Source organism: Barnesiella sp. An22 (genome assembly GCF_002159975.1).
GTDB classification, from domain to species: Bacteria; Bacteroidota; Bacteroidia; order Bacteroidales; family Barnesiellaceae; genus Barnesiella; species Barnesiella merdigallinarum.
Genome location: NZ_NFJR01000003.1, coordinates 278,469 through 303,014, shown reverse-complemented (window position 1 = coordinate 303,014; position 24,546 = coordinate 278,469). Strand labels below are relative to the sequence as shown.

The 24,546-nt window shown below is 54.7% G+C and carries 20 protein-coding genes; 10 read left to right on the top strand and 10 right to left on the bottom strand.

What is annotated here, in order from left to right; translation table 11 throughout:
• Positions 1-29 precede the first annotated feature (29 nt).
• Entirely contained in the window at positions 30-623 is a 594-nt protein-coding gene (locus tag B5F38_RS05280) for a hypothetical protein (RefSeq protein ID WP_143240916.1), read from the top strand.
• An 82-nt stretch (positions 624-705) separates the two neighbouring features.
• On the opposite strand, the gene rpsO is transcribed toward B5F38_RS05280, so the two are convergent.
• Entirely contained in the window at positions 706-981 is a 276-nt protein-coding gene (gene rpsO / locus B5F38_RS05275) for a 30S ribosomal protein S15 (RefSeq protein ID WP_025278228.1), read from the bottom strand.
• A gap of 291 nt (positions 982-1,272) precedes the next feature.
• Here rpsO and typA point away from each other — a divergent pair, with 291 nt between their 5' ends.
• Both typA and B5F38_RS05265 read left to right on the top strand, forming a co-directional pair.
• Positions 1,273-3,072: a translational GTPase TypA gene (gene typA / locus B5F38_RS05270; protein WP_087408258.1), complete on the top strand. Its 1,800-nt coding sequence runs from the start codon at positions 1,273-1,275 to the stop codon at positions 3,070-3,072.
• Between the two features lie 149 nt (positions 3,073-3,221).
• Positions 3,222-4,190, top strand: coding sequence for a DNA methyltransferase (locus B5F38_RS05265; protein ID WP_087408291.1), 969 nt, complete (start codon positions 3,222-3,224; stop codon positions 4,188-4,190).
• Between the two features lie 136 nt (positions 4,191-4,326).
• On the opposite strand, the gene cdaA is transcribed toward B5F38_RS05265, so the two are convergent.
• From cdaA to B5F38_RS05245, 4 genes are all read right to left on the bottom strand, one after another.
• Positions 4,327-5,091, bottom strand: coding sequence for a diadenylate cyclase CdaA (cdaA, locus tag B5F38_RS05260; RefSeq protein WP_087408257.1), 765 nt, complete (start codon positions 5,089-5,091; stop codon positions 4,327-4,329).
• Between the two features lies 1 nt (position 5,092).
• Positions 5,093-5,959, bottom strand: coding sequence for a dihydropteroate synthase (gene folP, locus B5F38_RS05255; RefSeq protein WP_087408256.1), 867 nt, complete (start codon positions 5,957-5,959; stop codon positions 5,093-5,095).
• Positions 5,960-6,102: 143 nt separating this feature from the next.
• Positions 6,103-6,390: a hypothetical protein gene (locus B5F38_RS05250; protein WP_087408255.1), complete on the bottom strand. Its 288-nt coding sequence runs from the start codon at positions 6,388-6,390 to the stop codon at positions 6,103-6,105.
• A complete protein-coding gene (locus B5F38_RS05245; protein ID WP_162611674.1) occupies positions 6,391-7,740 on the bottom strand; it encodes a sodium-dependent transporter in 1,350 nt (449 codons plus the stop codon).
• 274 nt (positions 7,741-8,014) lie between these two features.
• Here B5F38_RS05245 and B5F38_RS05240 point away from each other — a divergent pair, with 274 nt between their 5' ends.
• Complete coding sequence (locus B5F38_RS05240) at positions 8,015-8,413, top strand: hypothetical protein (RefSeq protein ID WP_087408253.1); 399 nt, start codon at positions 8,015-8,017, stop codon at positions 8,411-8,413.
• Here B5F38_RS05240 and B5F38_RS05235 read toward each other — a convergent pair.
• Positions 8,410-8,748, bottom strand: a complete 339-nt coding sequence (locus tag B5F38_RS05235) for a MerR family transcriptional regulator (RefSeq protein ID WP_087408252.1) — start codon at positions 8,746-8,748, stop codon at positions 8,410-8,412. The genes B5F38_RS05240 and B5F38_RS05235 overlap by 4 nt on opposite strands.
• A 16-nt stretch (positions 8,749-8,764) precedes the next feature.
• Positions 8,765-9,736: a M23 family metallopeptidase gene (locus B5F38_RS05230; RefSeq protein WP_087408251.1), complete on the bottom strand. Its 972-nt coding sequence runs from the start codon at positions 9,734-9,736 to the stop codon at positions 8,765-8,767.
• A 217-nt stretch (positions 9,737-9,953) separates the two neighbouring features.
• On the opposite strand from B5F38_RS05230, the gene alaS reads away from it, so the two are divergent.
• A complete protein-coding gene (gene alaS, locus B5F38_RS05225; protein ID WP_087408250.1) occupies positions 9,954-12,572 on the top strand; it encodes an alanine--tRNA ligase in 2,619 nt (872 codons plus the stop codon).
• Between the two features lie 88 nt (positions 12,573-12,660).
• Here the strand turns inward: alaS and B5F38_RS05220 are convergent, their stop codons facing one another.
• Positions 12,661-13,206, bottom strand: a complete 546-nt coding sequence (locus tag B5F38_RS05220; protein WP_087408249.1) for a DJ-1 family glyoxalase III — start codon at positions 13,204-13,206, stop codon at positions 12,661-12,663.
• A gap of 144 nt (positions 13,207-13,350) precedes the next feature.
• The gene (locus B5F38_RS05215; protein ID WP_087408248.1) at positions 13,351-14,064 is read right to left on the bottom strand and encodes an OmpA family protein; all 714 of its coding nucleotides are present in this window, start codon (positions 14,062-14,064) and stop codon (positions 13,351-13,353) included.
• A 527-nt stretch (positions 14,065-14,591) separates the two neighbouring features.
• Here B5F38_RS05215 and B5F38_RS05210 point away from each other — a divergent pair.
• From B5F38_RS05210 to B5F38_RS05195, 4 genes are all read left to right on the top strand, one after another.
• Entirely contained in the window at positions 14,592-14,981 is a 390-nt protein-coding gene (locus B5F38_RS05210) for an IdeS/Mac family cysteine endopeptidase (RefSeq protein ID WP_087408247.1), read from the top strand.
• A gap of 215 nt (positions 14,982-15,196) precedes the next feature.
• Complete coding sequence (gene aroC / locus B5F38_RS05205; protein ID WP_087408246.1) at positions 15,197-16,270, top strand: chorismate synthase; 1,074 nt, start codon at positions 15,197-15,199, stop codon at positions 16,268-16,270.
• Between the two features lie 13 nt (positions 16,271-16,283).
• Entirely contained in the window at positions 16,284-17,642 is a 1,359-nt protein-coding gene (locus B5F38_RS05200; protein ID WP_087408245.1) for a dipeptidase, read from the top strand.
• A gap of 2 nt (positions 17,643-17,644) precedes the next feature.
• On the top strand, positions 17,645-18,577 hold the full coding sequence (locus B5F38_RS05195; protein WP_087408244.1) for a TIGR01212 family radical SAM protein: 933 nt from the start codon (positions 17,645-17,647) through the stop codon (positions 18,575-18,577).
• Positions 18,578-18,589: 12 nt separating this feature from the next.
• Here the strand turns inward: B5F38_RS05195 and B5F38_RS05190 are convergent, their stop codons facing one another.
• Positions 18,590-20,425 (bottom strand): tetratricopeptide repeat protein, encoded by a 1,836-nt coding sequence (locus tag B5F38_RS05190; protein ID WP_158096844.1) that lies wholly within the window; start codon positions 20,423-20,425, stop codon positions 18,590-18,592.
• Between the two features lie 361 nt (positions 20,426-20,786).
• On the opposite strand from B5F38_RS05190, the gene B5F38_RS05185 reads away from it, so the two are divergent.
• Entirely contained in the window at positions 20,787-24,485 is a 3,699-nt protein-coding gene (locus tag B5F38_RS05185; RefSeq protein WP_158096843.1) for a choice-of-anchor J domain-containing protein, read from the top strand.
• Positions 24,486-24,546: the final 61 nt, after the last annotated feature.

The window sequence follows — 24,546 nt, the reverse complement described above, 5'->3', positions numbered from 1 at the left end:
GAGTTTGTGAGTTTAATAAAAAGAAGAATATGAGACTGAAAGATAGTATATTGCGGATGCTGCTGGTCTCCCTGACGGTAGTCTCTCTGACCTCGTGCAGCGAGTTGATGGACGACCTTTTCGGGGGCGACGACGAACCCATACAAGGGAATTATACCACGGCTCTGGCCGGTAAGTGGCGGGTAGTAAAAGCCGGTTATGTCGAGAACCCGTCGGGCGAGATGGCCTATGTGGGTGAAGAACTGCCCTGTTCGATTGAGTGGATTGAGTTTTCCAACGGCCAGGCACATTTCCATTTCTCGAGTGAGGTGGTTTTGAACCGTCAAAGTCTGGGTGGGGGCACCCTCCCGTCGGAGATGATTACCGATTATACTTGCCCGTGCGACCTCGATGGCGACGGCTTCGTCGGCTTCGTGTTTGGTTTTGAGTCGGAAGAAGGCAGCGCTTATCACGAGTTCTACAAAGAGTGGGTCGATCTTAGTGGCGATGGCGAGATGTTCCACTATCGGGCCAATTTGTGGGCCTATGGTCGGGACGAGGATTATGCCACTACGCTGATTCTTTATAGCGACAATTATAGCTCGCTCGACTATGGCTATGAAATGGAGCGCTATGACGATTGAGTGGGCCGGCACCTTCGGTAAGGATACAAAAAAAGCGATTCGTTTTCGAATCGCTTTTCTTTTTGCTGTGTAGCGTAAAGAATTACTTTCTGATACCCAGCTCTTTTTGTGCGATGATGGCACGGTAGCGGTTGATGTCGACCTTGATGAGGTAGTCGAGCAAACGACGACGTTTACCAACCAACATTTTAAGAGCTCGTTCAGTGCTATGATCTTTGTGATTTGACTTCAAGTGCTCAGTCAAATGGGCTATACGGTAGGAAAATAATGCAATCTGCGCTTCGGGTGAGCCAGTATCAGTATTGGACTTTCCGTATTTCCCAAAGATCTCTTTCTTTTTCTCAGAATCTAAGTACATTTCTTTGAGTTTTGTTGTTAATAAATTATTGAGCGCACAAAGGTAGTTATTTGTTTTTGAGTATACAAACATTTGGCTGTTCTTTTTTTGAAAGGTGGTCCATCCGGGTGGTTGTGCAGGGATAGTGAGGTGTATCTGAGGCGTGAAGAGTGGGGTAAGTCATTACTAAAAGTAATAGAGTGATGTATCATTTCAAAAAAATATAGTAACTTTGCACCTTGAAACGTAGAGGCAAGCGCATGCGCAACTCGCGTGGCGGTTGGGTCTCTCTACTTGGTTAAAATAGGTTATATGCAGAAAATCAGAAACATTGCGATTATCGCTCACGTCGACCACGGCAAGACGACGCTGGTAGACAAAATGCTTTTGGCCGGACATCTTTTTCGCGAGAACCAGAACTCCGGAGAGTTGATATTGGATAACAATGATTTGGAGCGTGAACGAGGTATCACGATTCTCTCCAAGAATGTTTCTATTCGTTACAAGGATTACAAAATCAATATTATAGATACTCCGGGGCACGCCGATTTCGGTGGCGAGGTGGAGCGTGTGCTCAACATGGCCGACGGCTGTCTGCTGCTGGTCGATGCCTTCGAGGGCCCGATGCCCCAGACCCGGTTTGTCTTGCAGAAGGCTATCGAGATAGGGCTGAAGCCGATTGTGGTTATCAACAAGGTCGACAAGCCCAACTGTCGCCCCGACGAGGTGCAGGAGATGGTCTTCGACCTGATGTGCAGCCTCGATGCAACCGAAGACCAGCTCGACTTCCCCACCATATACGGTTCGGCCAAGCAGGGGTGGTTCTCGACCGACTGGCGTAAACCTACCGACAACATTACGGCGCTGCTCGATGCCATTATCGAATACATCCCCGAACCTCAGTATCTCGAGGGTACTCCCCAGATGCTTATCACCTCGCTCGACTACTCGTCGTATGTAGGCCGTATCGCCGTGGGCCGTGTGCACCGGGGCGTGTTGAAAGAGGGCATGGAGGTTTCGTTGTGCAAGAAAGACGGTTCGACCGTAAAGCAACGCATCAAGGAGCTCGACGTGTTCGAGGGTATGGGCCGTACCAAGGTGCAGTCGGTAGCTTCGGGCGACATTTGTGCCCTCGTGGGTATCGAGAATTTCGAGATTGGCGACACCATTGCCGATGCTGCCGAGCCCGAGCCTCTGCCGCGTATCGCCATCGACGAGCCTACGATGTCGATGCTGTTCACCATCAACGACTCGCCCTTCTTTGGTAAGGATGGTAAGTATGTGACTTCGCGCCACATTGCCGACCGTCTGAAACGCGAGCTCGACAAGAACCTGGCCCTGCGTGTAGAGCGTGGCGACAGCGACGATGCCTGGACGGTCTATGGCCGTGGCGTGCTGCACTTGTCGGTCCTGATCGAGACCATGCGTCGCGAGGGCTACGAGTTGCAGGTAGGTCAGCCGCAGGTTATCATCAAGGAGATCGACGGGCAGAAGTGCGAGCCCATCGAGCTGCTCACCATCAACCTGCCCGAGGAGTATGCCAGCAAGATTATCGATATGGTTACCCGCCGCAAGGGCGAGATGGTGTCGATGACGACCCAGAACGACCGCATCCACATCGAGTTCCAGATACCTTCGCGCGGTATCATTGGTCTGCGTACCAATGTGCTGACGGCTTCGGCCGGCGAGGCCATCATGGCGCACCGGTTCCTCGAATATCAACCCTGGAAGGGGAATATCGAGCGCCGTACCAACGGCTCGCTCATCGCCATGGAGTCGGGCACGGCCTATGCCTATGCCATCGACAAGCTGCAAGATCGCGGCCGCTTCTTCATCTTCCCGCAAGAGGAGGTCTATGCCGGTCAGGTAGTGGGCGAGAATGCCAAGGAGAACGATATTGTGGTGAATGTGACCAAGTCGAAGAAGCTGACCAACATGCGTGCGTCGGGTGCCGACGACAAGGCCCGTATCGTGCCGCCGGTTATCTTCAGCCTCGAGGAGGCCCTCGAATACATCAAGGAAGATGAGTATGTAGAGGTGACGCCTCACCACCTGCGTCTGCGTAAGATTATTCTCGACGAGACCGAGCGCAAGCGGGCCAACCGTTCGTAAGAGCCATAAAACTTTGTATGATATAGCGGGGTGCGGATTTGTTTCGCATCCCGTTTTTTTTGGGGGGTGGGGCGGGGCTTTCTGCAGAAAATTGCGTATCTTCACGCATCTTTCGGGGCGGCGATATGGACGCTGCCTGTTTCTGTCGTATGGAAAAGAGACGAGCCAAAAACAACAGGACCCTGACCGTCGAACCCGACGAGGTGGAGCGGTTGCGCCCGCTCATCACCCCGGCCGGGCGGGTGACGGCGGATTTCGACTTCGACAACCGCATCATCCAAGGCGACCTGCTGGCCGTGCTCGACCGTATCCCCGACCGTGTGGCCGACCTCATTATCGTAGACCCGCCCTATAATCTGTCGAAAAACTTTCACGGTATGAGCTTTCAGGCCCGTTCGCACGAGGCTTATCTGGATTATCTGCGCAGCTGGTTCCACCGGGTGTGCGAGAAGCTGAAGTCCACCGGGTCGCTCTACCTGTGCGGCGACTGGCGTTGTACGGCGGCCTTACAGACGGTGATGGACGAGGAGCTTACGGTGCTCAACCGCATCACCTGGCAGCGCGAGAAGGGCAAAGGGGCCCTGCACAACTGGAAGAATGCGATGGAGGATATTTGGTTCGGCGTGAAGGATGCCCGGCACTACTATTTCGATGTGGAGGCGGTCAAGCAGAAGCGGCGGGTGATAGCCCCCTATCGGCAGGACGGCAAGCCCAAGGACTGGCAGGAGACGAGTGCCGGAAACTTCCGCCTCACCTGCCCCTCGAACTTCTGGGACGATATCAGCATCCCCTTCTGGTCGATGCCCGAGAATACCGACCATCCCACCCAGAAACCCGAGAAACTCTATGCCAAGCTCATTCTGGCCTCGTCGCGCGAGGGCGACCTCGTGTTCGACCCCTTCCTGGGGAGCGGCACCTCGGCCGTGGTGGCCAGGAAGCTGAATCGCCGTTACCTGGGGGTGGAGGTGAACGAGGAGTATTGCCTGTGGGCGGCCAAGCGGTTGTGTCTGGCCGAGAGCGACCCGTCGATACAGGGTTATGCCGACGGGGTATTCTGGGAGCGCAATACGCTGGCCGTGCAGAAGTCGCGCCCGGCGACACCGCACGACAAAGATTGAACTGCCTTGCATCGGGGCAGTTCGGTTACCTGACTTTTATTTGCAGATATTGGTAAGACGATTTCGATTGCAGCCGGCGGATGGGAACCGTGGGGTACGAGTCTCTTGCATCGGGCCCGTTCGCAGTGTTTTCGTATCAGTCGATAGACTCCTGTACCAACATGCGCTCCAGGTCTTTACCCGAAATCTTGGTGGTGATTTTGCCATTGTGGGCAAGCGAAATGTTGCCCGTCTCTTCCGACACGACAATGGCCAGCGCGTCGGTCACCTCGGTGATGCCCAGTGCCGAGCGGTGGCGAAGCCCCATCGACTTGGGAATCTTGTTGTTGTGCGATACCGGCAGAATGCAGGCCGCTGCGGCCAGGCGGTTGTCGGCGATGATGAGGGCACCGTCGTGCAGGGGGCTGTTCTTGAAAAAGATGTTTTCGATGAGGCGGGCGTTCACGTTGGCATTGATGGTGTCGCCGGTGTTTTTGTAGTTGTCGAGCGACACCCCTTGTTCGATGACGATGAGGGCGCCGGTCTTGGTCTTGGCCATGTTCATGCAGGCATACACGACGGGGATGATATAGGGCTTTTCGCCCTGGTCCTTGTGCTTGAGGAAGAAGTTGAAAAAGAATCGCCACCGCTTGTGCGAGCCCAGCTGCACGAGGAATCGCTTGATTTCGTCCTGAAACAGAATGACGAGGATGAGCAGGCCCACGCTCATGAACTTGTCCATAATCGAGCCGATGAGCCGCATGTCGAGTATCTGCTTCACCACAATCCACACGCCCACGAAGGCCAGTACACCGGTAAAGATGCTTATCGTGCCCGACTCCTTCATCATCTTGTAGAGGGTGTAGAGCAGCAGGGCTACGATGAGTATGTCGATAATATCTTTTATGCCGAATGAAAACATGTTAATCTCCAGATTGTAAGGTTTTTGAAACTATTTTTACCGTCTCTGCGGCCTCTTTCACGTCGTGTACCCGCAGGATATGGGCGCCCCCCAGCAGGGCCAGCGTGTTGAGTACCGAGGTGCCGTTCAGACTCTCGTCGGGCGATGTGCCCAGCAGTTTGTATATCATCGACTTGCGCGATATGCCCACCAGCAGCGGGCGGCCCATGCGGGCAAACTCGTCGAGCCGGTTCATCAGGCGGTAGTTGTCGTCGAGGGTCTTGCTGAACCCGAATCCCGGGTCGATGATGATGTCGTTCACGCCGAGGCTCTCGAGCCGGGCGATGCGCTCGGCAAAGTAGTAGAGCATCTCGGCGATGAGGTGGTCGTAGTGGGTCTGTTGCATCATCGTCTGCGGCGTGCCCTTCATGTGCATGAGGATGTAGGGCACCTTGAGGTCGGCCACGGTTTCGAACATGCGGGGGTCGAGCTCGCCGCCCGAGATGTCGTTGACCATCTGCACCCCGTATTCCCGCACGCAGCGTGAGGCAACGTCGGCCCGGAAGGTGTCGACCGATACGTGAGCCTGCGGGTAGAGCTTGCGTATGATTTCGAGCCCCGAAGCGAGGCGGCGCATCTCTTCGTCGGGGGCGATGTCGTCGGCTTGAGGCCGCGACGAGTAGGCCCCGATGTCAATGATGTCGGCCCCTTCGTCGACAATCTGGTGCACCCGTGCCTCAATTTGTTCGGGAGCGGGGGTGCGGCTCCCGGCGTAGAACGAGTCGGGGGTGACGTTGAGTATACCCATGACCAGAGGTCTCGAGAGGGAGACCAGTTCTCCTCCCAGATTCAGCGATAGCGGTTTGTTTGGTACGTTGCGAAATATCATATAGACAATCTCTTGCAGGTGTCGGGTTTCGGTCCCGGCCGGTTTGTGGCACCGGCCTGTCGAGGGTGCCGATTAACTAAGCGAAGATAACGCTTTTTGTTGAATGGCACGGCATGATTGGACGAAAAACTTCGTCCGGCTGGCTACTCTTCGCGCGGAACCGCATCCAGCTTTTTGGGCGGGCCGGGTTTCGGGTCGGTCGTAACGGGTGCATCGGTAGCATCGACCTGGCTCTGGCGCAGGCTGTCGAGCACGTTCAAGTCATTCCGGAATGCCTCTACCTGTACCGGTGTGTCGGGAACTTTGTGCAGAAACAGGTATGACTTGGCCATGCGGGCGACGGCAAGCACGGCCAGCATGCCTGTCAGCCACAGGGCGGCTCGTCGTTCGCCCCTCGAGAGTTTGAAGAAGCTGTCGCGTCTGAGTGCCATTTACAGAATGCCGAATCCCGACAGGAAGATAAGTATGATAATGACAGGCGCAATGTATTTGATCGAGAAGAAGATGGCATTGAACAGCGGCTCGTGCAACTTGTTGCGGTTGGTGAGCTCCTCGCGCGAGATGTTGCGCTTCAGTACCCAGCCGATGAAGATGCTGATGAGCAGTCCGCTCACGGGCAGCAGGATGATGGCCGAGAAGTAGTCGAAGGCATCGAAGATGGTCTTCCCGAAAATCCGGATGTGGCTCCACGACCCGATGGAGAGCGAGCAGACGGTGCTCAGCAGGGCGATGACGAGTATCATTATCCGGGTAGCTTTCTTACGGCTCATGTGCATGTAGTTGATGAGGAAAGCGACTGCCACCTCGAAGAGCGAAACCGTAGAGGTGAGCGCCGCCACCGTGAGCAGCAGGAAGAAGAGCACCGACCACAGCGCCGATACCGGCATCTGGTTGAAGACATTGGGCAGGGTGACAAACACGAGGTCGGGGCCGGCCACGGGGTCGAGACCGCAGGAGAATACGGCAGGGAAGATGATGACCCCGGCCAGAATAGCCACTGTGGTGTCGAGTACGGCTACCGTCGAGGCGGTCTTTATCAGATGAGTCTTGGAGGTGAAGTAGGAGGAGTAGGTGACCAGAATGCCCATGCCCAGACTCAGCGAGAAGAAGGCTTGCCCCATGGCCCGGATGATGACTTGCGGCGTGATTTTGGAGAAGTCGGGGTGGAGGAAGAAGGCGAGCCCTTCGCTCGAGCCCGGCAGGGTGAGCGACCGTACGCAGAAGACGAGGAGAATGACGAAGAGCAGCGGCATGAGTATGTTCGACATCTTTTCGATGCCCTTCTGTACCCCTCGCGACAGAATCACGTAGTTGATTATCAAGAACAGATAGGTCCACAGCAGCGGGCGGAAATCGCTCTGGATAAAGGCATTCTGTTCGGCTTTGAACTCGGCGGCCGTTTTCCCGGCCAGGTCGTTGCCGAGGGCGCGGAAGAGGTACTCGAGGGTCCACCCCGAGATGACTATGTAGTAGCCCAGAATGAGGACTGAGGCCAATATGCCCATGTAGCCGATGTAGTGCCAGCGGCTGCCCGGTGCCAGTTTGCGGAAGGCGTCGACCGTGTCGCTCTTGGAGCGCCGGCCTATGATGAACTCGGCACACATGACCGGTATGCCCAGTATCAGTACACACAGAATATAAACCATCAGGAAGGCTCCGCCGCCGTTCATACCGGCTTCGTAGGGGAATCGCCAGATGTTTCCCAATCCTACCGCCGAGCCCACTGTGGTGGCGATAATACCCAGTTTTGTTGCAAATTTTGCTTGTTCTCCCATCGTTATGACATTTTCGGAATATGATTGCAAAAATATAAATTTTTAATCTATTCGACTGCAAAAGTAATGATAAAAAGGAGATTTGACGATTTTGGTATAAAAGTGTAGTCTTCGAGGCTGCACCGAGTCGCATGGCTTTGAGGCAGATAAGCCGCAACGGAGGTATTTGGTTTTACCGGGAGCAAGTGTTAACTTTGTTGCCGCGCCGGCTACTTCGGCCCGAGGGTTTGAGATATTCCCGGCTCACAGGTGTTATATGGAAAAACGAAAAACGAGATCTATGCAACTATTCAAGCGCGGGGCTTTTGTCCCCACAATCGTCGTGTTGGTGGCCATTACCTATCTGTCGTTGGCTCAAGACCCGGTGCATACCCAGGGGCTGCACCTCTTCGAGGGGGCCGACAAGGTAGTGCATGGCTGCATGTATCTGGCTTTGGTCGTGGTGGGTAGCTACGATTTGTATCGGGTGGGGCGCCCGTCGGTACGAGGTCGTCTCGGGTGGATGGTTGTGGCCGTCATGTGGGGTGGTGTGATGGAGCTGTTGCAAGGGGCGATGGGGCTGGGCCGTAGTGCCGACTGGCTCGACTTTGCCGCCAACAGTTGCGGAGCCCTGCTGGGATTTCTGTTGAGTCTCTATGTGTTGCCTCGTCTCTGGACGCGGTGGCACTCCCGCCGCTAATCCATGTCGGCAATCATGTCGGCAAGTTCGTTGCGCAAGGCTTTGAGTCGCTCGACCACCTGCTGGGTGCGGGTCACGCTTTCGCGTTTGTTTTTGAGGATTTGCCTGGCCCCTTCGATTTTCAGCTTGCGCTCCTTGAGCAGGTAGTGGATGAGTTTGATCTCCTCGATGTCTTTTTGCGAATAGTATCGGGTGCCCTTGGGTGAGCGTTTGGGCTTGATGGTCTTGAACTCCGACTCCCAGAAACGGAGGAGCGAGGGGTTCACATCGAGCATTTCGGAAACCTCGCCGATGGTGTAGTAGAGCTTTTGTTTTTCGGGATCTGTCTCTTTCATGCGATAGCGTATTAGGTTAGTCCATGACACGGCCCTGATTTTCGGCCAGTTGAATCATGCGGTCGTAGTCTTCGGGCGATAGGTCGAAGAAATAGTAGTTGATGGGGTTCTGAGCCTTCCCCTTATACAATACCTCGTAGTGGAGGTGAGGCCCGGTCGATTTGCCGGTGTTGCCCACCTCGGCAATCTCTTCGCCGCGAACGACCGTTTGACCTTGTCGTACCAGAATCTTGTTCAGGTGGGCGTAGCGGGTCTTGTAGTCGTAGCCGTGGTCGATGACGACCGTATTGCCATAGCCCTGTTGCCAGCCGGTCTCGATCACCTTGCCGTTGCCGGTGGCGTAGACGGGGGTTCCTATGTTGGCCGAGAAGTCCATGCCTTCGTGAAACTTGGTGGTCTTGTATACCGGGTCGACCCGATAGCCGTAGCCCGAGGCGGTGCGCTTGAGGTCTTTGTTGGCTACCGGCTGTATGGCGGGCAGGTGCTTGATGCGCTCCTCCTGTCCCTGAGCCAGCTTCACGAGTTCGTTCATCGAGTTGCATTGCACATAGACCTGGCGGGTGAGGTTGTCGACCTTCTGGCTGGTCGATACAACCAGCTGGGCATCGCTCATCTTCAGCAGGTCGGCATACCGGCTGGGGTTGTAGATGCCGTTGTCGCGCACCTCGGCATTCACGGGCTCGGCTTGCAGCACCACGCGGTACATGTTGTCGTCGCGCTGTTGCAGGTCGCTCATCACGGCCAGTGCCGCATCTACCCGTTTGGAGAGGAGTTTGTATTGAGTCTTCATCTGCTCGTTTTCGAGCTTGAGAATCTCCTCTTTGGGCGAGCCCAGCCAAAAGTAGAGGCCGGCCACGAGTGCGATACTGATGACTCCCCCGACGAGCAGGTGGCGCAGCACCACGGCGATACGTTGGCGCAGGGAGGGGTACACCCGTTCGTAGGTCAGTGTCTTGGGGTTGTATATGTAGAAAACCTTTTTACTCATGGATATAACTAACAGGCCGGTCCTATCGGCACCCGTCGGGGTAAATCGTCAAAAAAAAGATGTTGTTGAACATTTTTTTATCTGCACATGGTCACAAAAATAATAAATTGAGCTATTTTTGCAAATTGTTTTTGGTAATATTAAGATACCAGACAGGCGATTTCGGCTTCGGTAACGGAGCGGGAGCGTCGTAAGAACTTAATTTAATTAGATTGTTATGCTTACAGCAAAAGAGATTCGTGAATCGTTTAAGGATTTTTTTAGGGAACGAGGCCACCAGATTGTGCCGTCGGCTCCTATGGTCATTAAAGACGACCCTACATTGATGTTTACCAATGCGGGCATGAACCAGTTCAAGGATATTATCCTGGGCAATGTTCCTGCCAAATACAAGAGAGTCGCGGATTCACAGAAGTGCCTGCGCGTGAGCGGCAAGCACAACGATTTGGAAGAGGTGGGTCTCGATACCTATCACCATACCATGTTCGAGATGCTGGGCAACTGGTCGTTTGGCGACTACTTCAAGAAAGAGGCCATCAACTGGGCCTGGGAATATCTGGTCGATGTGCTCAAAATCGATCCCGACCGCTTGTATGCTACGGTGTTCGAGGGCTATGCTCCCGAAGGGCTCGAGCGCGACAACGAGGCTGCCTCGTACTGGGAGGCTCATCTGCCCAAGGAGCACATTATCAACGGTAACCGTCACGACAACTTCTGGGAAATGGGTGATACGGGTCCCTGCGGTCCCTGCTCCGAAATTCATATCGACCTGCGTAGCGATGCCGAGCGGGCCGAGGTCGATGGCCTCACGCTCGTGAACCAGAGCCACCCGCAGGTAATCGAGATCTGGAACCTCGTGTTCATGCAATACAACCGCAAGGCCGACGGTTCGCTCGAGCCGCTGCCTGCCCGGGTAATCGATACGGGTATGGGTTTCGAACGCCTTTGTATGGCTTTGCAGGGCAAGACCTCGAACTACGATACCGACGTGTTCCAGCCCATCATCAAGGAGATTGGCCGCCTCTGCGGCAAGACCTACGGCGAAGACCCCAAGGTCGACATCGCCATGCGTGTGATTGCCGACCACATCCGCACCATCGCCTTCTCGATTACCGACGGACAGTTGCCTTCGAATGCCAAGGCCGGCTATGTAATCCGCCGTATCTTGCGCCGGGCCGTGCGTTACGGTTACACCTTCCTGGGTCAGAAACAGGCCTTCCTCTACAAGCTGCTCGATATTCTCATCGAGACGATGGGCGATGCCTATCCCGAGCTGAAGGAGCAGAAGGTGCTCATCGGCAAGGTAATCAAGGAGGAGGAAGATGCCTTCTTGCGTACGCTCGAGACCGGTATCAAGCTGCTCGACAAGGTGGTAGCCGATGCCAAGGCTGCCGGCAAGAACGAGATAAGCGGGGTAGATGCCTTTACCCTCTACGATACCTACGGATTCCCCATCGACCTGACCGAGCTCATCCTCAAGGAGAAGGGCATGGGGGTAGACCTCGACGGATTCAACGCCCAGATGCAGCAGCAGAAAGAGCGAGCCCGCAATGCCGCTGCCGTAGAGACGAGCGACTGGGTAGTGCTGCGCGAGGGCGAGCCCGAGTTTGTGGGCTACGACATGCTGGAGTGCGACTGCCGCATCCTGCGCTACCGTAAGGTAAAACAGAAAAACAAGGAATATTACCAGATTGTGCTCGACCGCACCCCCTTCTATGCCGAGATGGGTGGCCAGGTAGGCGATACCGGCAAACTGATTTCGGCCAACGAGACGGTAGAGATTCTGCAGACGAAACGGGAAAACAACCTGGGTATACACATTACCGAGCACATGCCCGAGGAGGTGACGGCTCAGTTCCATGCCGTTGTCGACAAGGAGGCCCGCCAGGCTACGGCCTGCAACCACACGGCCACCCACTTGCTGCACGAGGCCCTGCGCGAGGTGCTGGGTACGCATGTCGAGCAAAAAGGTTCGTATGTATCGCCCCAGTCGCTGCGCTTCGACTTCTCGCACTTCAAGAAGGTGACCGACGAAGAGTTGCGTCAGGTAGAGATTTTGGCCAACCGCAAGGTGCGCGAAGCCATTCCGCTGGACGAGCGTCGCAACGTGCCCATTGCCGAGGCCAAGGCCATGGGAGCCATGGCTCTCTTCGGCGAGAAGTACGGCGAAGAGGTGCGGGTAATCCGTTTCGGGTCGTCGGTTGAGCTGTGTGGCGGTACCCACGTGGCCAATACCGGTAACATCGGTATGATCAAGATTGTGACCGAGAGTTCGATTGCGGCCGGTATCCGCCGTATCGAGGCCATCACGGGAGCCCGTGTAGAGGAGACAATCTACTCGTTGCAGGATTCGCTCAAGGAGATAGCGACTCTCTTCAACAATGCTCCCAACCTGATACAGGCTATCCACAAGGCTATCGATGAGAATACCGAGCTGCGCAAGCAGGCCGAGGAGTATGTGAAGGAGAAAATGGCAGATATGAAGGAGCGCATGCTCAAGACGGCCGAGAATGTCAACGGTATGAAGCTGATTCGTTTCATCGGGCCTATGCCTGCCGATGTCGTGAAGGGCATCGCCTTCATGCTGCGCAACGAGGTGGCCGAGGGATTGGCTTTTGTAGCTGCTACCAAGGACAACGACAAACCGTTGTTGACGGTGATGTTTAGCAACGACGTGGTGGCCGATGGCAAGAATGCGTCGGCTATCGTGCGCGAAGCTGCCAAACTGATACAGGGTGGCGGTGGCGGACAGCCTTACTTCGCACAGGCCGGCGGTAAGAATGCCGAGCACCTGTCCGATGCGTTGGAAAAGATGGTTTCGCTGGTTGTGGGTTAATGCCCCGCAACCTGCGATTCGCGATATAAAAAAACTCCGGTTCTCGAAAGGACCGGAGTTTTTTTATGCAGTGATTTATTTCTGCCGATTACAGCAGCATGGCAGCTCTCACCTCTTTGGCCTTCTCTTCGCCGGCAATTTGGGCGATGATGGCAGTGGCAAAGGGGATGGCAGCAGCCGGGCCCTTGCCCGTGATGATGTTGCGGTCGATGGTTACGAGTTCGCCGGTGACGGTGGCACCCGTAAGGAATTGTTCGAAACCGGGGTAGCAGGTGGCTTTGTAGCCGTTGAGCAGTCCGGCCTGACCCAATACCGAGGGGGCTGCACAGATGGCGGCAATGTGTTTGTTGGCGGCAGCCTGGCGTTGCAGCAGCGACACGAGGGGCTTGCATTCGCTCAAGTGTTTGGTGCCGGGCATTCCACCGGGCAGGACAAGCCATTCTACATCATCGGCCGACAGCTCTACCCAGGTACAGTCGGCGGTTACGGTAACTCCATGCGATCCCTCGACTTGAAGATTGCGCGAGATGGAAACCGTGGTGATGTCGATTCCGGCACGACGCAGCATGTCTACAACCGTGAGGGCTTCCATTTCTTCAAATCCTGTAGCGAGAAATAAATAAACAGTTTTCATTATTTCGATTTTTTTTATTGTCAATATAGGTTTATAGAGGCTCACAAGACCCTGTCGGCCATCCCGTCGGTAGGTATGGCCGATGCTGTGGGGCAAACAAGCCCCGGCTTTCGAGGGCCGGGTTCGTGCTGTGAGAGGTGCGGCTTAAAGCGTTCCGGCTTCGGCCTGCTGAATCATCTGCTGGCTGGCGTAGAGGTATACTTCTACCCGGCGGTTCTCCTGGCGGCCGGCAGCGGTCGAGTTGTCGGCAACGGGGTTAGCCTCGCCCATGCCCTCGACGGTCTTGATTTGTATCGACGACACACCGCAACCCAGCAGGTAGCTGGCTACGCTCTGTGCGCGCTCTTGCGACAGGTTCAGGTTCTTCTGGTAGCTTTGCTCGGCCGTCGAGTTTTTCCAGCCCTGATTGTCGGTATATCCATAGATGGCGACATCCATGTCGCGGTTCTGGTTCAGCACGTTGTTGGCAAACTTGCTCAGAGCGGCTTTGGCCGATGCGCTGAGGGTAGAGCTGCTCGTCGAGAAGAGGATGCCCGAGTCGAAGGTTACCTTTACAGCCTGCAGACCGTTATTGTCGGTTACCTGCTCGACCTGTGCGCCTTCTACCTGTTTGGCTTGTTCGGCAGCCTTATCCATTTTTTTACCGATGAGGGCTCCGGCGGTCGTACCTACGGCAGCACCTACGGCGGCACCGATGGCAGCACCTTTGCCTTTTCCGAAGATGGCACCCAATCCGGCACCTACAGCAGCACCGCTACCGCCTCCGATGAGGGCTCCTTTGCCGGTATTTGACATGTTACAACCTGTAAACAGCATACCGGCTATCAGAATACAAGACAGAACTTTAATAGATTTCATATCATTTGGGTTTTAGAATTTGCTTCACAAAAGTAAGAAAAAAAACGATATGGTATTTGATAATAATTATAATAAATGAGGGAGAAAATTGTTTGCTCTCGGCAGATTTTGGGAAATTTGTTTATCCTTGCCCGGCGAACGGGTGGCTTGTCTGCCCTTCGGACTGACCGAAACGGTTGTGTATGTGCCGATTCCAATATCGGATGGTGGTGATTCCATCCTGGATTTCTCCCTGTTGTGCAGCGATGCAAATGTGGTCGAATGGCTGCGATGTGACCAAGTGTATAGTATGAATCAATTTAAATAAAAACGAATAAGAAAATTCAGATTCCCTTATTTCATGGTGCTCGTTTGTGCCCTTTGTTGGGTATCGTCGGCTCAAGGAGCCTCGTATCGGTGGTATATGGATACCGATACCGGCAAGAGTGTGGCAATGGACGAGGTAGAGTATTTGCTGCGAAGCGACAACTCGACCGACTTCTCGGTCGTGGTCAAGAACGGCGACTATTATCGAGGACAGTCGCAACATGTCCAAGGAGAATTTCAACGAGATGATGAAACGGGCCTTCACCGAGAACAAGGCAATCGGGTTTACGGCCTATAAATTTACCACCGGAGGAGAGAGTCTGCATGCCATGACCATCTGGGGTGCCGAGTTCGACGAGGAGGGATATGTGTCGCACATCTACTATTGCGACAACAACCTGGTCGATCAGGATGCCAACGGGGCCGCCATTATCCGACTTGGTATTACCTATGATGAGAATCCGGCAATCCCTTCCATGGGCGACGTGGCTTATACCATTCAATTGCCTAAACCTTTTGGCGGGTCGCGGAGAACGTCTCTTATCACGGCGCTTGTTCTGGTCGACTTGCGCCAGGATATCTGGAAGCAGGCTTTTGGTGATGTAGAGTAATGAACATCCGCCGGGATAACAGCGGTATCGCATACAGGGCGGGGGCTCCTCTCGATGAGGCAGTCCCCGCCTTCTTTTATCGGTTGCCCTGCCTGTAGCTTGCGGAGAGAGAGAAATGGTGGTTTCGGGTTGTTGAATTTTGTCGGAGCATTATCTATTCGGACTTTTTTTCTATCTTTGTATAGCATATATGTATAACCAGCATAGACGGATAGATGAATACGATAGGAAATCTTTTCACGCTCACCTCGTTCGGCGAGTCGCACGGCCCGGCCATCGGGGGCGTTGTCGACGGTATGCCTGCCGGTATATCGGTCGATATGGATTTTATACAGCATGAGCTCGACCGGCGTCGTCCGGGACAGTCGGCTCTGGTGACTCCCCGCCGGGAGAGCGACCGGGTCGAATTCCTGTCGGGAATCTTCGAGGGAAAGACCACCGGTGCCCCTATCGGGTTTGTGGTGTGGAACGAGAATCAGCACTCCTCCGACTATGACAACATGCGGGAGCTCTTCCGCCCCTCGCATGCCGATTATACCTATACCCGCAAGTATGGGGTGCGCGACCACCGGGGCGGAGGCCGCTCGTCGGCCCGCGAGACGATAGCCCGCTGTGTGGCCGGGGCTCTGGCCAAGTTGGTGCTCAAGCAGTTGGGTATCGAGTTGTGGGCCTATACCTCGCAGGTGGGCGAGTTGGCGCTGTCTGGCGACTATCGCGATTACGACCCGGCCGAGATTGAGCGGAATGCCGTGCGTTGCCCCGATGCCGGGATGGCTCGGCAGATGGAGCAGCTGATTGCCGAGGTGAAGTCGCAGGGCGATACCGTGGGCGGAGTCATCACCGGGGTTATCCGTCATGTGCCCGTGGGGCTGGGCGAGCCGGTTTTCAACAAGCTGCACGCTGCTCTGGGCAGTGCCATGCTCAGCATCAATGCCGCCAAGGGGTTTGAGTATGGCATGGGTTTCGCCGGGGCGAAATGCCGGGGTTCGCAGGTGAACGACGTGTTCGAGTCGCACGACGGCCACATCGCCACACGCACCAATTACTCGGGGGGTATCCAGGGGGGTATCTCCAACGGCGAGGATATTTACTTCAGGGTGGCATTCAAGCCGGTGGCTACCTTGTTGCGCGACATCGAGACGGTCGACGTGCAGGGAACCCCCACGGTGTTGAAGGCCAAGGGGCGTCACGACCCTTGCGTGCTGCCGCGGGCCGTGCCCGTGGTCGAGGCCATGGCGGCCATGGTGATGCTCGATTACTATCTGTTGGCACAAAGTCATAAACTATAAAAACATAACCGATATGGATACACGAAAGTATATAGCCGATCATCGCGATCGCTTCTTCGACGAGCTGTTTTCGTTGTTGCGCATCCCTTCGATAAGCGCTTTGCCCGAACATAAGGACGACATGCTGCGCTGCGCCGAGCGGTGGCGCGAGTTGCTGCTCGAAGCCGGTGCCGACCGGGCCGAGGTGATGCCTACGTCGGCCTCGCCGGTGGTCTTTGCCGAGAAGTTGGTCGACCCGTCTTATCCCACGGTGCTGGTCTATGCCCACTACGACGTGATGCCCGTCGAGCCGCTGGAGTTGTGGCACACCGAGCCTTTCGAGCCGGTCATCAAGGAGGGGCGCCTGTGGGGCCGTGGTGCCGACGACGACAAGGGGCAGGGCTTCATTCAGCTGAAGGCCTTCGAGATTGCCGTGCGCGAAGGGTTGCTGTGCTGCAACGTGAAGTTCCTGATCGAGGGTGGCGAAGAGATTGGCTCGCCCGGTGTCGAGGAGTTTTGCAAAACGCACCTCGACCTGTTGCGGTGCGACGTGATTCTGGTCTCCGACACCAGTATGGTGGGGCTCGAAACGCCGTCGATTACGACGGGGTTGCGCGGTCTGGCCTATTGGGAAATCGAGGTGACCGGTCCCAACCGCGACCTGCATTCGGGTATCTTCGGCGGTACGGTGGCCAACCCCATCAACGAGCTGTGCAAGATGCTGGCCGGGGTGGTCGACGGCAACGGACGTATCGTTATCCCGCACTTCTACGACGATGTAGAGAATGTCTCGGCCGAAGAGCGGGCCATGCTGGGTGCCGTGCCTTACGACGAGACGAAATACAAGCAGGCCATCGATGTCGACGAGCTGGCCGGTGAGGTTGGATTCTCTCCGCTGGAGCGTACGGCCATTCGCCCCACGTTCGACATTTGCGGCATCTGGGGCGGCTATACGGGCGAGGGTGCCAAGACGGTGCTCCCCTCGAAAGCCTATGCCAAGGTGTCGTGCCGCCTGGTACCCCACCAGAACCACGAGAAGATTTCGCAGATGTTTATCGACTATATCGAGTCGGTGGCTCCCCGCAGCGTGAAGGTGAAGGTTACTCCCATGCACGGTGGCGAGAGCTATGTATGTCCCATCGACCTGCCGGCCTACAAGGCTGCCGAGCAGGGCTATACGCTGGCTTTCGGCAAACAGCCGCTGGCCGTGCGTCGCGGAGGCAGTATCCCCATTATCGCCACCTTCGAGAAGGTGCTGGGCGTGAAATCGGTCTTGATGGGCTTCGGCCTGGAGTCGGACGCCACCCACTCGCCCAACGAGAACTTCCTCATGGAGATGTACGAGAAGGGTATCGTGGCCGTGACCGAGTTTTATAACCGTTTCGGGCATTGAGGATGATGGAGCGGAAGCGCTATCGCGATTTTGCCGATTTCCTGGGCTCTCGCTTCGACGGCAAGGTGCAGAAAATCTCGTTGCATGCCGGCTTTACCTGCCCCAACCGCGACGGCACTATCGGGGTAGGGGGGTGCACCTATTGCAACAACCAGACTTTCAGCCCCGACTATTGCCATACGGGCAAGAGCATTACCTGCCAGATCGACGAGGGTATCGCCTTTTTTGCCCGTAAATATCCCGATATGCGCTATCTGGCCTATTTCCAGGCCTATACCAATACGTATGGAGAACTTGAGGAGCTGAAACGCAAGTACGAGGAGGCGCTGGCTCACCCCGGTGTGGTGGGCATTATCATCGGTACGCGCCCCGACTGCATGCCCGACGACCTGCTCGCCTATCTGGCCGAGCTGTCGCACCGCACCTTCGTGCTGGTGGAGTATGGGGTGGAGAGTACCTGCGACGAGACCCTGCGACGCATCAACCGCGGACACGACTTTGCCGCCTCGGCCGATGCCATTCGTCGCACTGCGGCTGCCGGGGTGCTTGTGGGTGCCCACCTGATATTGGGATTGCCGGGCGAGACCCGGGCACAGATGCTCGACCATGCCCGCCGCATGTCGCAGTTGCCTCTCGATACCCTCAAGCTGCATCAGTTGCAGCTCATCAGGCACACCCGCATGGCTCGCGAGTATGAGGAGCGGCCGCAGGATTTCCACCTCTATGCGGTCGACGAGTACATAGACCTGGCTATCGACTTTGCCGAACGGCTGTCGCCCCGCATCGCCATCGAGCGGTTTGTGTCGCAGTCGCCTGCCTCGCTGCTCATTGCCCCCAACTGGGGACTTAAGAACCACGAGTTTACCGCCCGTCTGTTGCGTCGCATGCGCGAACGCGATACCTGGCAGGGACGCCTGTGCGAGGAGGGTGTGTGAATAGCCGCGAGATTAAAACCGGGTCAGGAATTTGACCAGGTCCTCTTTTTCGGAGAGTCCCAGCTTTTTGCGCAACCGGTTTCGGCCCGATTCGATGCTGCGCACCTCCTTGAAGGTGATGGCGGCAATCTCCTTGGTCGAGAGGCCCAGCCTCAGCAGGGCACAGAGGTGCTGGTCGTTGGTGGTCAAGTCGGGGTATTGAGCCGACAGCTTTTGGAAGAACGAGTCTTGTACGTTTTCAAATCGGTAGCGGAACTCCTCCCAGCTGCTTTGGGTGTTGTATTGATTGATTTTCGAGATAATCTCTTTGATGTGTTTCCGTTTTTCGGTCTCCTTGACATTGATTTCGAGTAGGAGTCTCTTCATCTCTTCGTTTAGTTTCTCGATGTAGTTTTCGTTCTGTACCGATTGAATCGAGAGCGAGGTCAGCTCTTTTTTCAGTTGCATCAACTGTTCGTCCTGGATGGCAATCTGCTCTTCCAACTGCTCCTTTTCGCCCTCTTTCTGTTGCAATTCGCTCTTGAACTGTTGGTGAGTCTTTTGTATCGAAGCCTCTTTGTCGGCTCGTTTGTGTGCCAAGTTGGTTCGGTAACGGAGCAGAACGACCACCATCACGGCGATAATGATTCCCAACAGCGTGTAGACGATAATATTTCTTTCTCGCGCCTGCTCGGCCGCCATTGCCTCTTGCCGGTTGCGCTCCTGCCCGGCCAGATACATCTCTTCAATATCGGTAACCTGGTGTCGGTTCTCGATGTCGGACAGGGAATCTTTGATCGATACGGCCCGGGCCAGGTTGCGGTAGGCGTTGGCATATTCGTTTTTCTCGGCATAGATTTTGGCAAACAGGTTCAGCAGGGGAACCAGTTCCTTGTCGTTGTGGCAGAGGTCGGCTTGTTGTTTCGCCTTTTGCAGGGCCTCCAGTGCCGCGTCGGTGCGGTTGAGCTGCAGGTATATTTGAGCCAGCAGCCGGTAGGTATAGATGAGAAAGGGACTTTGCCCCTTTTGAAGCTGGTATTTCTCCACCTCTTGTATGATTTTCAGAGCCAGCAGCGGTTCGTTGCGATTGAGATAGATCGAGGCAATGCTCTGTTGCATGAGCATAATCATGTCTTTGTCCTTCTCGGCATCGAGCTGGTGTATGGCCAGGAAGGCGTATTCCAGGGCCTTGTCGTGATTTTGCTGTTTGGCGTAGGTGATAGCCAGGTTGTTGTAGTTGACAAACAGTTTCTGCTTGTCTTTATGAGCCTCGTTGAGTTGTATCGCCTTGTTGAAAAAGGTATCGGCTTGAGCATACTCTTTTTGATGCTGAAACGTGCTGCCCAGGTTGTTGTAGATGATGGCCGTCATATCGTCCATGCGATACTTTTTGGTCTCTTCGAGGGTGTTGAAGTAGATGTTGATGGCCGGGGTCGACATGCCCAACGACTGATAGGCCGAAGCCTGGATAAGAGCCAGATTGACGATGGCCTTCTCCTTGTCGAGCCCGTCGGAAAAGTTCTCCTGCAGGAAGCGCCGGGCCAGTTTGGTGTATTCGATGGTGGGGTTGTAAAGTCGGCTCTCACTGAGCTTGACCGCCATGTCGTACAGGGTGGCTATCGCAGTCGAGTCGGGGAGCGATGCCGTTTGCAACAGGTGTGTTGTTGAGTCGATATAGGCTTGGTTCTGAGAGGCATGACTCTTGTCTTTGAGGTTTCCGGCTGTATATATTTGTTGGGTCTCTTGGAGAAACTGTTTCAGGTTGGATGAGTAGTTTCGAGCCAGGCAGTAGTTGGAGGCAAGACCTATGAATAGGACTCCGCATAAGACAATTTTCAGAAAAAGACGGTTTCGACAAGGCTCTCTCATGACCATAGCACTTTGAATGTGTATGACAAAGATACGAAATATTTATAATTTATTATTTTACTCGGGGTGTGAAAAATAGATTTTTACCTCTCTCGGGGCTGACAATAATTTTTCTTACTTGAAAATGCTATTTTAAAAGGATTGCTAAACAATTGGTTTATATCTATATACGGGCTAATGCCGTAGTGTTTTCTACGTTTGGTCCCGGATTGCAGTAGTTGGCTGGGGGAACAAAACTTTACGGTCTGTGAGATTTTGTTTTCATTTGTAAAGAGCTAACGAATCGGTATGATTACGTTTTGTATATCCCCGTATATATGATGTAGGCAATAAGAATTTGTTTTTTTAAATGGTTGTTTTTATGAAAAAGAGTTTACTGATTGTTTTACTTGTGCTATTGAATGTAAACCTTGGGTTTGCCGAATTGCACGAGACTTTCGATGGTGGAACATTCCCTCCAGAGGGTTGGACAACGACTTGCATACCGAGTACGCTGAACGATTATCCTCGATGGAGTTCGACCGCAGATATCGATCCGTTTGTATTGGGATACACCACCGGCGGCTATGCAGCCTGTTCCAAATCGGGAGGTTTCGGCGAAGGACTGGAGACCGACTCGTGGCTGGTGACCCCTCAAGTCGAAATCAAAGCGGGAGAGTATTTGCACTTCATGTTGGGTGCCAATTGGGCATCCGGTATTGAGTCCGAAGAGCGGGCGTTTGAGGTGCTTGTTTCCCAGTCCGATACGGCAAGAGTCAATTTTACCGATACCCTGATGTGCATCTCGCCGCAGAATTTATTGCCGTGGGGCGCCTATGTGTTCGACCTGTCGAAGTATGCCGGCAAGTCTATCTATGTGGCATTCCATGAAAGAGGTCACGGAGGATACTCTTTTGTTTCCAATTTGACCTATGTAGACGATGTGAACATCGATGGAAATCCGGGTGCCGACATGGCTATCTACGTGGTAGAGGGGTTGGGCACATCCTGCGATACGGAACACCCTGTCCAAGTCGAAGTTGTCAATACCGGTTTGTCGGTCACCTCGTATCGGCTGAACTATCGGGTAGGCGATGGCGACGTGGTTTCGGAGGTAGTGACGGAGCCGTTGCTTTCCGGCGAACATAAAACGTATCTCTTTGCCCTGAAAGCTCTGTGTGTAGAAAATGAGACGAGTGTGATAACGGCTTGGGTCGATGGTGTTTCGAACGACTTGAATGTCGAGAACGATACCCTTTCGACCGAGATTGAGGTGAGACCGTCGATTGAGTACCCGTATGAGATGAATACCGAGAATGCCACGACCGATTTCTCGAGTTCCAGTACACCCTCCATGCGATCGGCCTATTGGGCATACAGTGTCGAGAACGAAGGTTGGGTTTCGGTACCGTATAAAGGCAACACGGCGTTGTTGAGAAGCAACTGTATCTCGCTGCCGGCCGGGAGTGTGCGGGTCGAATTTGAATACATGTCGAGTCTCGACTTTACCATGTCGGTCAAGACCGGCTATTTCGTAAAGAAAGAGTATGTCGAGGTGGGTGTATCGGACAAGTTGCCGGCATCGGAAACCGAATTTGCCAAAGCGGCGATTGTCTGCTCGATCGAAGAGGCCGGATTGGTTTCGCTGGCTTTGCAGGCCAACACCGAGGCTCAGGTTGTCGTGAAGAATATCCAGATAAAAGACCCCTACGAAGATATTATCGCCGAGCGCATCACCTCGCCCAAGCTGTCGGCCAAGCTGGTCAACAACCAGGTGACGGTTGCGGCCCGGTTCAAGAATGGCGGCAAGATGGCACAAAGCCATATCCCGGTCTATTTCCAGGTCGACAACGGTGAAATCGTATCGGGCGAGATCGACCAGTTGGCTGCCAACGAAAGCAAGGAGTATGTATTTGAAACTACGTGCGACTGGAGCACCCCGGGCGAGAAGGTGGTGAAAGTATGGTCGGCCATGGCTGCCGATGGTGACTTGACGAATGATACCGTCTCTACCCGCGTGGAGGTATATACGGCGCGCCCCTTCCCGCACGATATGGGATTCAACGACGACTCGTCCGACGTGATTTACTGGTCGTCGTATAATCCCGACCAGGACGGGGTTTACTGGGAACCCGTATTGAATGCCACGAAAGGTTTGCCCAAAGAGGGGAGCGGTATAGGTTACATCGATTCTTTTGCAGGCATCACGCACAACGACTGGTACATCAGTCCGGCCATTGCGATGCCGCAGGGAAAAGCCCGCATTTCGTTCTACTATGCAACCGTCTACACGACGGGCGAAAGCTCACTGAAGGTCTATATGGGACGCAGCGACGACCCCGACGAGATGACCACGCTCTTGTGCTCGTATCCGCTGGATGTGGCCGGGCAATATCATTACGGGTATGCCAGTTTCGATATACCCGAGGCCGGCAATTACTATTTCGCTTTCTACAACGAAGGTACGGGCCGCAATGTGATTCTCGACGATGTGCGCATCGATGCGGCCGAGGATATAGCCATGACCTCGGTTTCGCTCGACTGCCAGAGCGGGTTCAACTTGAGCGAGGCAGCCGTGACCATGCGCTTCGTCAATGCGGGTGTTTCGCCTCAGGAGAACGTGAAGGTCTCGTATACGGTCAATAACAGCGAGACCTCCGTGTCGGAACTGTTTGCCGGTCCGTTGGCTCCGGGCGACACGGCCACCTATACCTTTACCCAAAAGGCCGATATTTCGGCCAAGGGAAGCTACGTCTTTACCTGCTCGGCGAAGAGTTCGGCCGATACCGACAGCTACAACGATGCTCTGCCGAGTGCTACCTTGCAGAATTGGCCCAATGCTACCCTGCCGTACAAGGAGGATTTCGAAGATACCGCAACCGACCAGTACTGGAGCCTGCATTCGTCTACGTCGGCCACTCTGGTGATTGCTCATTCCCAGTGGGGCTCGGGTTCGGCCTACGATGGAATGGGATTGCTGGGATGCACCGATCAGATGAGTGCCGATGTCGATGCCTGGGCCCGGTCGCAGTGCATAGAGATACCGGCCGGCGAATATGAGTTCTCGATGTTCTATCGTACGATGTTGAATCAACCCTCGTCGCCGGATAGCCCTCTGTCTTATGTACAGAGATTCAGAGTCTATTTGACGACCGACCCCGACGACATGTCTCAGGCCACGCTGTTGTATGACAACGACAGCGTAATCGTGAAAGACAAGTATTATGCCAAGCTGCTGGTACCGGTGACGGTGGCTGCCGACGGTAACTATTATATCGTCATCAACTGCTATTCGCCCAAGGGTAACGGTTGTCTCTACCTCGACGATATTGAACTGAAGCCCGCCACGGGGGCCCAGACGACTCTCCCGTACAGCTCGGACTTCCTGACACACGAAGACGAGTGGTACCACTACAGCCCGGCTTCCAACATCGAGCAGTGGTCGGCCCAGACCGAGGGCGACGAGACCTTCATGGAGTCGATGTATATCTGGTACGACTACGACGTGGAGTCGAATGCGCTGCCGGGTCTGCTGGTGGCTCCCTCGGTGGCCTTGTCGGCCGGCGATTCGGTGAAGGTGACGATGGATTACATGATTATGATCGACGACCCCTCGAGCAACCACGGGCAGAACCTGAAGATCTACATGGCCGACAAAGATACCCCCGACTCCTATACCACGCTGGTGGCTGAGGGCGATGTGATAGACGAACGCAGCGAGGTATCGGGTACGGTTTGCATTCCTCACGACGGCATCTACTACTTTGGTGTGAAGGCCGATTGCCCGCCGGAGTTCTCGGCTACCCTGATGCGCATCTACGCCTTCGATATGGAGCGCACTCATACCGTATCGGGTGTGGAGGATGTGAACAACGATGCAGCCTCGTTCTTCTTCGATGGCGAGCGGCTTCACATCGTGGGCGACTATACGGAGGTGGCGCTCTACGACTGTCGGGGTGTTGCGATGGGTACCTATCGCGACGAGTCGATTATCGATTTGAGCAGCCTTTCGTCCGGAGTCTATATTGTCCGACTGCTTACCGGCAACCGGGTAATTTCGGGAAAGATACTTGTTCCATAATTTCAGATAACTAAGCAAGAGAGGGGGATACTCTCACAGGCATGCCCCTCTCGTATTTAAT

Bases quoted from the DNA above. Each gene is read 5' to 3' on its own strand.
- B5F38_RS05280 (WP_143240916.1), top strand. From the start codon at position 30: ATGAGACTGAAAGATAGTATATTGCGGATGCTGCTGGTCTCCCTGACG.
- rpsO (WP_025278228.1), bottom strand. From the start codon at position 981: ATGTACTTAGATTCTGAGAAAAAGAAAGAGATCTTTGGGAAATACGGA.
- typA (WP_087408258.1), top strand. From the start codon at position 1,273: ATGCAGAAAATCAGAAACATTGCGATTATCGCTCACGTCGACCACGGC.
- B5F38_RS05265 (WP_087408291.1), top strand. From the start codon at position 3,222: ATGGAAAAGAGACGAGCCAAAAACAACAGGACCCTGACCGTCGAACCC.
- cdaA (WP_087408257.1), bottom strand. From the start codon at position 5,091: ATGTTTTCATTCGGCATAAAAGATATTATCGACATACTCATCGTAGCC.
- folP (WP_087408256.1), bottom strand. From the start codon at position 5,959: ATGATATTTCGCAACGTACCAAACAAACCGCTATCGCTGAATCTGGGA.
- B5F38_RS05250 (WP_087408255.1), bottom strand. From the start codon at position 6,390: ATGGCACTCAGACGCGACAGCTTCTTCAAACTCTCGAGGGGCGAACGA.
- B5F38_RS05240 (WP_087408253.1), top strand. From the start codon at position 8,015: ATGCAACTATTCAAGCGCGGGGCTTTTGTCCCCACAATCGTCGTGTTG.
- B5F38_RS05235 (WP_087408252.1), bottom strand. From the start codon at position 8,748: ATGAAAGAGACAGATCCCGAAAAACAAAAGCTCTACTACACCATCGGC.
- B5F38_RS05230 (WP_087408251.1), bottom strand. From the start codon at position 9,736: ATGAGTAAAAAGGTTTTCTACATATACAACCCCAAGACACTGACCTAC.
- alaS (WP_087408250.1), top strand. From the start codon at position 9,954: ATGCTTACAGCAAAAGAGATTCGTGAATCGTTTAAGGATTTTTTTAGG.
- B5F38_RS05220 (WP_087408249.1), bottom strand. From the start codon at position 13,206: ATGAAAACTGTTTATTTATTTCTCGCTACAGGATTTGAAGAAATGGAA.
- B5F38_RS05215 (WP_087408248.1), bottom strand. From the start codon at position 14,064: ATGAAATCTATTAAAGTTCTGTCTTGTATTCTGATAGCCGGTATGCTG.
- B5F38_RS05210 (WP_087408247.1), top strand. From the start codon at position 14,592: ATGTCCAAGGAGAATTTCAACGAGATGATGAAACGGGCCTTCACCGAG.
- aroC (WP_087408246.1), top strand. From the start codon at position 15,197: ATGAATACGATAGGAAATCTTTTCACGCTCACCTCGTTCGGCGAGTCG.
- B5F38_RS05200 (WP_087408245.1), top strand. From the start codon at position 16,284: ATGGATACACGAAAGTATATAGCCGATCATCGCGATCGCTTCTTCGAC.
- B5F38_RS05195 (WP_087408244.1), top strand. From the start codon at position 17,645: ATGATGGAGCGGAAGCGCTATCGCGATTTTGCCGATTTCCTGGGCTCT.
- B5F38_RS05190 (WP_158096844.1), bottom strand. From the start codon at position 20,425: ATGAGAGAGCCTTGTCGAAACCGTCTTTTTCTGAAAATTGTCTTATGC.
- B5F38_RS05185 (WP_158096843.1), top strand. From the start codon at position 20,787: ATGAAAAAGAGTTTACTGATTGTTTTACTTGTGCTATTGAATGTAAAC.